Consider the following 9,609-nt stretch of genomic DNA (forward strand, 5'->3'; position numbering starts at 1 on the left):
ACTATCTTGAAACAAAATGAAACATCTCTTGGCGGCGAAGCTCTACTGTATCTCCCGTACTGAGTTCATCCATGAAGACCCCGCGCCCCGCCGACCGCATGCCCCACCTCACGCAACTGCGCAATTTGAAAATGGCGCGCTCTGCCCACGCCTATGTGCGCGGTAGCACTGTGCAGTTTTATGAATGGCTGCACAGCCAGCCCGGCCGTCGCTTGCCGCATGGCCCGGCGATTTGGATTTGCGGCGACTGCCACGCAGGCAACCTGGGCCCGACCGGCGATATCAAGGGCCGTATCGACATGCACATCCGCGACCTTGACCAGACCGTGATCGGCAACCCGGCGCACGACCTGGTGCGCCTGGCCTTGTCGTTGGCCACCGCCGCCCGCGGCTCGGACCTGCCGGGAGTGACCACCGCGCGCATGCTCGAAGAGATGATCGGCGGCTACGAACAAGCCTTCAAAGACAAGCCCGACGAAGCACCGCCACGTCCCTCCCAGGTCAAGGCCGGCATGCGCAGCGCGGTGGAGCGCACCTGGAAAAACCTGGCGCGTGAACGCATTGAAAACGTGCGGCCGACGATTCCACTGGGCAAGCACTTCTGGGCTTTGTCGCGGGCCGAAAAGGGCGCCCTGCAAACCCTCTGCGCCTCGGATGAAATCCACCAGTTGGTCACCTCGCTCAAAGGCCGGCCCAAAGACGCCAAGGTCGAACTGCTGGACTCAGCCTATTGGGTCAAGGGCTGCAGTTCCCTGGGCTTGCTGCGCTATGCAGCACTGCTGGGCGTTGGTGACAAGGATGATCAGGAATATTGCCTGATCGATATCAAGGAGGCGGTTGGCGCGGCTGCACCGCGTACACCGCGCGCGAAGATGCCCCGCGACAATGGGCGGCGGGTGGTGGAGGGCGCGCGTCAGCTGTCACCGGGCCTTGGAGAACGCATGCTGGCGACGCGTTTTCTCGACCATGGGTTTTTTATCCGTGAGTTGCTGCCCCAGGACATGAAGCTGGAACTGGATGAACTCAGCGAAACCGACGCCATGCACGCCGCCGGTTACCTGGCCCGCGTGGTCGGCATCGCCCATGCCCGGCAGATGGACCGTGACACGCGCAAGCAGTGGATGGCAGTGCTGCAGGAAAACCGCTCCAAACAGCTGGATGCGCCGTCCTGGTTATGGACCAGTGTGGTGCAGTTGGTGGGGAGTCATGAGCAGGGTTATCTCAACCATTGCCGGCGGTATGCCCTCGAACACTGATCTGGAAAACAGCGACTACTCCATGTGGGAGCGGGCAAGCCCGCTCCCACATGGGTTCTGTGTCGTGACAGGAGAAGCGGGGTTATTTCCAAGCTGAGCGCTGACTTGTTGTGGCGAGCGGGCTTGCCCCGCGTTGGGCTGCGCCGCAGCCCCAGAACAGTCACCGCGCTTCTCCAGACAAATTGAGTCGTCAGGTTTAGGGGCCGCTTCGCGCCCCAACGCGGGCAAGCCCGCTCGCTACTATTAACCGGAGGTTTCGCAGAGGCGGGGTCAGACCCCGGTTCTAGCAAGACCCCGGTTCTCGCATTAACCGTGGTCTGACCCTTATTTCTTCATCTGGAAGACAGCGACTACTCGATGTGGGAGCGGGCTTGCTCGCGAAGGCTGTGTGCCAGCCGACTGATTGGGCGCTGACCCACCGCATTCGCGGGCAAGCCCGCTCCCACATGGGTTCTGTGTCGTGACAGGAGAAGCGGGGGTTATTTCCAAGCTGAGCGCAGAGGCGGGGTCAGACCCCGGTTCTAGTATTAACCGTGGTCTGACCCTTATTTCCTTACTGTGTCGTGACAGGAGAAGCGGGGTTATTTCCAAGCTGAGCGCTGACTTCTTGTGGCGACCCAGCTTCCACATTTCAGCTCGGGGCTAGGCCAGGTATTTGTGGAACCAGCCTAGGGTTCTTTCCCACGCCAGATTCGCCGCCGCCTCGTCATACCGGGGCGTTGAGTCATTGTGAAACCCGTGGTTGGCGCCCTTGTAGATGTACGCCTCGTACGTTGTGCCCGCCGCCTTCAACGCCTTTTCATACGCTGGCCAACCTTCGTTGATGCGCGTATCCAGCTCGCCGTAGTGCAGCATGATCGGCGCCTTGATGCGCGGCACATCTTTGGCCTCCGGCTGTTTGCCGTAGAACGACACCGCCGCGCCCAACTCCGGATAGGCTACCGCCGCCGCATTGGTCACGCCGCCGCCATAGCAAAAGCCGGTAATCCCGACTTTGCCGGTGCTGTTGTCGTGGTGCATCAGCCATTCGATGGCGGCGAAGAAGTCGTTCATGAGTTTTTCGGGGTCGACTTTCTGTTGCAGTTCCACGCCTTTTTCATCGTTGCCGGGGTAGCCGCCCATCGAGGTCAGGCCGTCCGGCGCCAGGGCGATGAAGCCGGCTTTGGCCAGGCGGCGGGCGACGTCTTCGATGTAGGGGTTCAGGCCACGGTTTTCATGAACCACCACCACCGCCGGCACCTTGCCGCTGGCCTTGGCCGGGCGTACCAGGTAGCCGCGCACCGTGCCGTTGCCTTTGGGCGAGGGGTAGGTGATGTAGTCGGCGATGATCTCCGGGTCGGTAAACTTGACCTGTTCGGCCAGCGCGTAGTTGGGGCTCAGGGCCGCCAGCAGCGCAGAGGCGGTGAGGCCGCCAAAGGTGAACAGTGCGGCGCGGTCGAGAAATTCGCGGCGGTTGAGCTTGCCGTGGGCGTAGCCGTCGTAGAGTTCCAGCAGTTCGGGGGCAAAGTCTTTCGCGGTGAGACGAGTCATCGGTGCATTCCTCGATTAGCGGTGGCAATCAATGTAGACCAGGATCAGCCCGCGCGACCATGGGCGGCAGCCGCCAGTTGGCCAGTATCGACGCGCACGAACACCGAGTCACCGATGGCGGTGAGCACCTCACCGGCGTACACCTCGCAGACCACGCGGCTCTTGCGCCCCACCTCGCCCTCAACCCGCGCGCGCAGGCTCAGCGTGACGCCCATGGGCGTGGGCTTGATGAATTTGATGCCGAGGTTGCCGGTGACGCAATCGATGCGCGGCGAGCTGCCGGGTTCACGTTGCTCGGCGCGGTAGTGATAAGCCATGGCCGTCCAGTTGGAATGGCAGTCCACCAGCATGGCGATCAGGCCGCCGTAGACCAGATCGGGCCAGCCGCTGTATTTGGCCTCGGGCTGATGCTCGGCGATGACGTAGATGCCATCGGCGTCCCAACGGCTTTTGATGTGCAGGCCATGCGGGTTGCTGCCGCCGCAGCCGTAGCAGATGCCTTCGGGGGCGGTGGTGTCCTGCAGAGAAGGGGTGGGCATGAAAAGTCCTTATTGTTTTTCGCGACTACTCTGTTTAGCAGGACGCGCGCCCGATGGGAATAAATCCATGCCATGGCGTGTTAGCTCAGCACGTGTGTCCTTTTCTCTCGCGGAGCGTTTCATGAAGCGTCGAATGTCCAAGGTGTTCTTGCTGGCCCTCGTCTTCGGTTGGTTTTCCAGCGCGCAGGCTGTGGAATACAAAGACGTCAACCGCACCGCCAGCCAGATCAGCTTTACCTTCCAGCAGTTCGGGCAGCGAGTGTATGGCACCTTCAGCGACTTTGAAGGCACCCTGACGTTCGATACGCAAAAGCCCGAGGCGGCGCATGCGTTGCTCAAGATCCAGCTCGCCAGCATCGACGCCGGCAGCCCGGACGCCAATACCCAACTGCAACAGCCCGCGTGGTTCGACACCACGGCCTATCCGGTCGGCGTGTATGAATCCAACGGCGCCACCGCACTGGGCGACAACCGCTACACGATCGCCGGCAACCTGACGATCAAGGGCATCACGCGGCCGGTGGACATCACTGTGCTGCTCAAGGAGCAAAGCGGCATCGGCGTGTTCGACGGTGAGTTCGTGCTCAAGCGCGACGACTTCAAGATTGGCGAAGGTGAGTGGGCGGGCAACAGCGTGGTGTCCAACGACATCACCATCAAGTTCAAGATGGTCGCGCCGCAGCGTTAACGTGCAAACCGTTTCGCGCCGGCCACGCAGCCGATCACCGCAACCGTTACCAGCACCATGCCCAGGCTGACCTGCTCATGCAGCAGGCCCGCCGCCAGCGCCAGGCCGAAGAAGGGTTGCAGCAACTGCAGCTGGCCGACGGCGGCGATGCCACCCTGAGCCAGGCCGCGGTACCAGAACACAAAGCCGATGAGCATGCTGAACAACGCCACATAGCCCAGGCTCAGCCAAGCCGGCAGGCTGATGCCGCTGAAGGTTGCGGGGGCGAGGATCAGACTCAGCGGCGCCACCACCGGCAGCGACACCACCAGCGCCCAGCAGATCACCTGCCACCCGCCCAGGGTGCGTGACAATTTGGCGCCCTCGGCATAGCCCAAACCGCATGCCAGCACCGCCAACAGCATCAGCACGTCACCCACGGGCGCGGCGCTCAAGCCTTGGGCGACGGCGTAGCCCATCACCAACAGGCTGCCGAGTATCGAAAACAGCCAGAACACCGGGCGCGGCCGCTCGCCGCCACGCAGCACGCCGAACACCGCCGTGGCCAGTGGCAGCAGGCCGATGAAGACGATGGAGTGCGCCGAGGTGACGTATTGCAACGCCAGTGCCGTGAGCAGCGGAAAGCCAATCACCACGCCGAGTGCGACGATTGCCAGCGGCATCCCTTGCGCGCGCGATGGGCGTTTCTCCTTGAACAGTCTCAGCAGGCACAGCCCCAGCGCGGCGGCGAGGGTGGCGCGGATCATGGTCAGGAATACCGGGTTGAACTCCATCACCGCCAGACGCGTGGCCGGCAGTGAGCCGCTGAAAATGAGCACGCCGATAAAACCGTTGATCCAACCTTGAGTGCTGCTGTCGAGCCTGTTGAGGCCAATGGTGCGTTCCATGAGGGCGTGCCTGAAAAGGATAAGTTGCGTTCGGCCATCCTAGGGTCGAAGATCAGGACAATCAAAAAATTGTCATGGATACATCGCTTATGCCACGTGCTCGCTATAAGTCACTGGTCGATGCGTTTGCCGGGAATATCCGCAGCGGTGCGCTGCCACCCGGCACGCGTCTGCCCACCCACCGCCAATTGGCCGCCGACCATGGCCTGGCGCTGGTCACGGCCAGCCGTGTGTACAGCGAGCTTGAGGCGATGGGCCTGGTGAGTGGCGAAACCGGGCGCGGCACTTTCGTGCGCGAAATCTCGTTGCCGCCGGGGCAGGGCAGTGGGCAGATGACGGTAGCGACGGGCATGCTCGACCTCAATTTCAACTACCCGTCGCTGCCGGGCCAGGCCGATTTGCTGCGTACGGCGTTGCGCCAACTGGCGCTGTCGGGCGACCTGGAGGCGCTTCTGCGCTACCAGCCCCATGCCGGCCGCCTGCACGAGCGGGCAGCGGTGGCGCGGCATCTGTTGAGCCGAGGGCTGGTGGTGGAGGCCGAGCAAGTGCTGGTGGTCAGCGGCGCCCAGCACGGCTTGGCGGTGACGATGATGGCATTGCTCAAGCCGGGGGATGTGATTGCCGTCGATGCCCTGACGTATTCAGGCTTTAAGGTGCTGGCCGAAACCCTGCACCTGGAAATCGTCGCGATCCCGGTCACCGCCAGTGGCCCGGACCTGGACGCCCTGCAACGCCTGTGCAGCAAACGGCCGGTGCGCGCGGTGTACAGCATTCCGACCTTGCATAACCCGTTGGGTTGGGTGATGAGCCTGGAACAGCGCGCGGGATTAGTCGGCATTGCCCGACAACACAATCTGATGATCATCGAGGACGCGGCCTACGCGTTTCTGGCGCAGGAGGCGCCGCCCCCATTGGCAACCCTGGCGCCTGACCGCACGGTGTACGTCGGCGGGTTTTCCAAGAGCGTCGCGACCGGGTTGCGGGTCGGCTTTATTGCCGCGCCCCCGGCCTGGGTAAAGAAACTGGAACGCACCATCATGGCCACCACCTGGAACGTACCCGGCGTCATGAGTGCGATGGCCGTGGCCTGGATCGAGGACGGCACGGTCGACCAGTTGGAAGCGCAAAAGCGCCAGGATGCCAAAGCGCGACAGGCTTTGGCGGCGCACGTGCTCAAGGGCGTGCATTACATCAGCCACCCGTCATCGTATTTTCTGTGGTTGCCGCTGGGTGAAGAGGCCAGGGCCGATCAAATCGCCATGGCCTTGCAGCGCGAAGGCATTTCGGTGTCCACCGCCGAGCCGTTTGCGGTCTCGGCAACCGTGCCCCACGCGCTGCGTTTGGCGTTGGGCTCGGTGAGCATGTCGGCGCTGCGCGAGGCGCTGGTGAAGGTCCGCGAGGTGGTGCAATGGTGAGCTGACGCGCGCCAGCTCACCACCGGTCATCAGTATTTGTAAGCCTGGCGCCCGATCAGCAGCCACTTGCCTTTTTGCTTCTGCCAAACCTGGAAGTTGTCGATGTCGGTCGGCGTGTCTACGCCACTGTTCACCGCCAGTGCGTGAAAGTGGTTACGCACCAGGGCCGTGTCGCCGTCGAGGGTAATGGTCTGGTTCTGCATTTCGAGGGTCTTGAACGCGCTGGTGTGGGTTTCCAGATCAGCAATGAATTGCGCTTTGTTCTGCACCTTGCCGCTGGAGTGGCCGTAGGTGAGTTTGTCGGAGGTCAGCGCATGAAGCTGCTTGAGGTCCAGGTGCAACATGGCTTGGGTCAGTTGGTCGACCGCTTGGGCCACATCCTTTTCGGCGGGGGCAGGCGCTGCTGCGACGTAGCCGGTGAACAGGCACAGAAAACCGATCAGCACTTTGACGTTTTGCATGGGTGTTTCCTTATTGTTGTTGGGGTCGGGCACGATTATTTAAGTCGTCGTACAACCATGCAATATTTCTGATGGGGAAGGAAAGTGAAATTTTGAAATATCTCGAAAAGGTTAAGCGGTGACGCGTTATAAGCGCTTTAGAGTCTTGTACGACATCTCAACACATCGTGTAGGGGTGTGAGTTTTACCGTGCCGCTTCCTGCTCAAATAGCACATCGCTATGCTACTGCCGACACAACAAAAACGCCCGAGGGAAAAATGGATTTTAACTGGCACAGCGACGTTATTACCCGCGCCACCCCCGTCACCCCACATTACAAAAATACCCAGAACGTTCGCCGTTTCATGCTTGAACACTGCGGCCCCGGGTTCAAGTTCGACCGGCCCTTCATGGCCTGGATTCGCAGCGACATCCCCAAGAACCTTGGCGATGTGGTGGATGAGTGGCAACGTCGCAACGAGGTTTGACGAGCATGACAGCAGACGAAAAATACCAGGCAGCCCAGCAGCGCCTCGGCTATCAACTGGACGAGTTCAAAATCGGTGGCAACTACACACCCTTGGTGCGCGATGGTCACCACCTGTACATCAGCGGCCAGATCCCCCGGGTCGGCGACACGATCGTGCTGCCCGGCAAAGTCGGCGAAAGCCTGACCCTGGCCCAGGCGCAAATCGCCGCCGGCATCAGCGCGCTGCGTTGCCTGGGCTTGCTCAAGCAGGCATTGGGCTCGCTGGATCAAGTCAAGGCCATCGCACGTATCACCGTGTACGTGCGCAGCGCCGAAGACTTTGATCAGCAAAGCGAGGTGGCCAACGGTGCGTCGGACCTGCTGCATGAAATTCTCGGCAGCGCCGGCACGCACACCCGCACGTCGGTGGGGGTGATGCAGTTGCCGAAATCGGCAGCGGTCGAGATCGACATGATTGCTGTCGCCCACGGTTGAGGCCGGCATGATCACCCAAGGCATGGGCGTACTGACCAACTACGGCGTTCACCTGGCGCCGGGGCTGGTGCTGTTTGGGCTGTGGTTTGCGCTGACGCCCAGGGCGATGCTGGCGATGCGCATCCTGATCCTGCTGACGGCATTTGTGTTGATGCGTGACGCGATGACGCCGCTCGGGATGTGGTCGCTCAGCAGCGAAGTGCAGATCGCGTTCAGCGCGAATGCCTTTGTATTGGCGGCGCTGGGTGGGATGTCAGTGCTGCTGATTATGGTGCTTGCACGCACGGCGCCGGAGTTATGGCGGCTGATGCGCTGGACCATCGGCAATCCTGCGCTGGGTTTGGCCGTGGGGCTTGTGGTGGGCTGTTTGCTCGGTGTGCCGCTGCGGGTTTACCAGGGCATCGAGGCGTTCGAGATTCACGGCTACTGGGTCTGGCTGCCGGGGATGGTGGTGCTGGCCTATGGCGCGAATGCGTTGGAGGAGGTGCTGTTTCGCGGTTTTTTGCAAGGCTACCTCGAACAGCAGGTGACGCCATTGCGCGCGGCATTGATCAGCGGCGTAGCCTTTGCGGCCTGCCACGCGTTTCTGGCCTTGAGTGTCACCCAGTTGGGCTGGCCGGTATTGCTGTTCACCCTGATCGAAGGCCTGGCCTGCGCGCTGGTGCGTATGCGCTATGGCGTGTTGCCGGCAACCGTGGCCCATGGCACGGCCATCCTGTTGATTGCCGTGCCCTACCTGACTTGATGTGAAATGCAGTAAAACTTGTGGGAGCGGGCTTAGCCAGCTGCTGATCGGCGTGGCCTCAAATGCAGTCAACACTGTGGGAGCGGGCTTGCCCGCGAAGGCGGTCTGTCAGTGAAAAATAGGTTGGCTGATCCACCGCTATCGCAGGCAAGCCAGCTCCCACATTTGGAGCGTGTGTAGCCAGCTGCTGATCGGCGTGGCCTGAAATGCAGTCAACGCTGTGGGAGCGGGCTTGCTCGCGAAGGCGGTCTATCAGTGAAAAATAGGCTGACTGATCGAACGCTATCGCAGGCAAGCCAGCTCCCACATTTACAGCATGTTTAGCCAGCTGCTGACCGGCCCGGCCTGAAATGCAGTCAACACTGTGGGAGCGGGCTTGCTCGCGAAGGCGGTCTGTCAGTGAAAAACAGGTTGGCTGATCCACCGCTATCGCAGGCAAGCCAGCTCCCACATTTGGAGCGGGCTTAGCCAGCTGCTGATCGGCGTGGCCTGAAATGCAGTCAACGCTGTGGGAGCGGGCTTGCTCGCGAAGGCGGTCTGTCTGTGAAAAAAAGGTTGGCTGATCCACCGCTATCGCAGGCAAGCCAGCTCTCACATTTGGAGTGTATTTAGCTAGCTGCTGACCGGCGTGGCCTGAAATGCAGTCAAAAAACTGTGGGAGCGGGCTTGCTCGCGAAGGCGGTCTTTCAGTGAAAAACAGGTTGGCTGACCCACCGCTATCGCAGGCAAGCCAGCTCCCACATTTGGAGCGGGCTTAGCCAGCTGCTGACCGGCCCGGCCTGAAATGCAGTCAACACTGTGGGAGCGGGCTTGCTCGCGAAGGCGGTCTTTCAGTGAAAAACAGGTTGGCTGACCCACCGCTATCGCAGGCAAGCCAGCTCCCACATTTGGAGCGTGTTTAGCCAGCTGCTGATCGGCGTGGCCTGAAATGCAGTCAACACTGTGGGAGCGGGTTTTGCTCGCGAAGGCGGTCTGTCAGTGAAAAACAGGTTGGCTGATCCGCCCCTATCGCAGGCAAGCCCGCTCCCACATTTGCAGCGTGATTAGCCAGCTGCTGACCGGCCCCGCCTGAAATGCAGTCAACACTGTGGGAGCGGGCTTGCTCGCGAAGGCGGTCTTTCAGTGAAAAACAGGTTGGCTGACC

General features: G+C 61.4%; 10 protein-coding genes. 6 read left to right on the forward strand and 4 right to left on the reverse strand.

The annotated features are described in order from the left end of the window. The first annotated feature begins 71 nt into the window (after positions 1-71). Positions 72-1,256 (forward strand): DUF2252 domain-containing protein, encoded by a 1,185-nt coding sequence (locus AACV02_RS12750; protein WP_106578984.1) that lies wholly within the window; start codon positions 72-74, stop codon positions 1,254-1,256. 642 nt (positions 1,257-1,898) lie between these two features. Here the strand turns inward: AACV02_RS12750 and yghX are convergent. Beyond that, positions 1,899-2,786, reverse strand: coding sequence for a YghX family hydrolase (gene yghX / locus AACV02_RS12755; protein WP_106578985.1), 888 nt, complete (start codon positions 2,784-2,786; stop codon positions 1,899-1,901). Positions 2,787-2,830: 44 nt separating this feature from the next. Beyond that, complete coding sequence (locus tag AACV02_RS12760) at positions 2,831-3,325, reverse strand: PaaI family thioesterase (RefSeq protein ID WP_119740008.1); 495 nt, start codon at positions 3,323-3,325, stop codon at positions 2,831-2,833. 121 nt (positions 3,326-3,446) lie between these two features. On the opposite strand from AACV02_RS12760, the gene AACV02_RS12765 reads away from it, so the two are divergent. Continuing rightward, the gene (locus tag AACV02_RS12765) at positions 3,447-4,013 is read left to right on the forward strand and encodes a YceI family protein (protein WP_164487943.1); all 567 of its coding nucleotides are present in this window, start codon (positions 3,447-3,449) and stop codon (positions 4,011-4,013) included. Here the strand turns inward: AACV02_RS12765 and AACV02_RS12770 are convergent. Further along, entirely contained in the window at positions 4,010-4,900 is an 891-nt protein-coding gene (locus AACV02_RS12770; protein WP_119740012.1) for a DMT family transporter, read from the reverse strand. The genes AACV02_RS12765 and AACV02_RS12770 overlap by 4 nt on opposite strands. 89 nt (positions 4,901-4,989) lie before the next feature. On the opposite strand from AACV02_RS12770, the gene AACV02_RS12775 reads away from it, so the two are divergent. Then, a complete protein-coding gene (locus AACV02_RS12775) occupies positions 4,990-6,315 on the forward strand; it encodes an aminotransferase-like domain-containing protein (protein WP_119740015.1) in 1,326 nt (441 codons plus the stop codon). Positions 6,316-6,344: 29 nt separating this feature from the next. Here AACV02_RS12775 and AACV02_RS12780 read toward each other — a convergent pair whose 3' ends face one another. After that, positions 6,345-6,776: a nuclear transport factor 2 family protein gene (locus AACV02_RS12780; RefSeq protein ID WP_106578990.1), complete on the reverse strand. Its 432-nt coding sequence runs from the start codon at positions 6,774-6,776 to the stop codon at positions 6,345-6,347. A gap of 258 nt (positions 6,777-7,034) precedes the next feature. Here AACV02_RS12780 and AACV02_RS12785 point away from each other — a divergent pair, with 258 nt between their 5' ends. From AACV02_RS12785 to AACV02_RS12795, 3 genes are read left to right on the forward strand one after another with little or no spacing between them, the layout of a single operon-like run. Beyond that, positions 7,035-7,244: a DUF6434 domain-containing protein gene (locus tag AACV02_RS12785; RefSeq protein ID WP_119740017.1), complete on the forward strand. Its 210-nt coding sequence runs from the start codon at positions 7,035-7,037 to the stop codon at positions 7,242-7,244. A gap of 5 nt (positions 7,245-7,249) precedes the next feature. Beyond that, positions 7,250-7,720 carry a RidA family protein gene (locus tag AACV02_RS12790; RefSeq protein WP_119740019.1) on the forward strand — a complete coding sequence of 157 codons (471 nt, stop codon included), beginning with the start codon at positions 7,250-7,252 and terminating at the stop codon, positions 7,718-7,720. Positions 7,721-7,727: 7 nt separating this feature from the next. Beyond that, positions 7,728-8,465 (forward strand): CPBP family intramembrane glutamic endopeptidase, encoded by a 738-nt coding sequence (locus AACV02_RS12795; RefSeq protein WP_106578993.1) that lies wholly within the window; start codon positions 7,728-7,730, stop codon positions 8,463-8,465. Positions 8,466-9,609: the final 1,144 nt, after the last annotated feature.

The organism is Pseudomonas sp. Larv2_ips, from assembly GCF_963879675.1.
Lineage (GTDB): Bacteria > Pseudomonadota > Gammaproteobacteria > Pseudomonadales > Pseudomonadaceae > Aquipseudomonas.

Bases quoted from the DNA above. Each gene is read 5' to 3' on its own strand.
- AACV02_RS12770 (WP_119740012.1), bottom strand. From the start codon at position 4,900: ATGGAACGCACCATTGGCCTCAACAGGCTCGACAGCAGCACTCAAGGT.
- AACV02_RS12760 (WP_119740008.1), bottom strand. From the start codon at position 3,325: ATGCCCACCCCTTCTCTGCAGGACACCACCGCCCCCGAAGGCATCTGC.
- yghX (WP_106578985.1), bottom strand. From the start codon at position 2,786: ATGACTCGTCTCACCGCGAAAGACTTTGCCCCCGAACTGCTGGAACTC.
- AACV02_RS12765 (WP_164487943.1), top strand. From the start codon at position 3,447: ATGAAGCGTCGAATGTCCAAGGTGTTCTTGCTGGCCCTCGTCTTCGGT.
- AACV02_RS12780 (WP_106578990.1), bottom strand. From the start codon at position 6,776: ATGCAAAACGTCAAAGTGCTGATCGGTTTTCTGTGCCTGTTCACCGGC.
- AACV02_RS12795 (WP_106578993.1), top strand. From the start codon at position 7,728: ATGATCACCCAAGGCATGGGCGTACTGACCAACTACGGCGTTCACCTG.
- AACV02_RS12750 (WP_106578984.1), top strand. From the start codon at position 72: ATGAAGACCCCGCGCCCCGCCGACCGCATGCCCCACCTCACGCAACTG.
- AACV02_RS12775 (WP_119740015.1), top strand. From the start codon at position 4,990: ATGCCACGTGCTCGCTATAAGTCACTGGTCGATGCGTTTGCCGGGAAT.
- AACV02_RS12785 (WP_119740017.1), top strand. From the start codon at position 7,035: ATGGATTTTAACTGGCACAGCGACGTTATTACCCGCGCCACCCCCGTC.
- AACV02_RS12790 (WP_119740019.1), top strand. From the start codon at position 7,250: ATGACAGCAGACGAAAAATACCAGGCAGCCCAGCAGCGCCTCGGCTAT.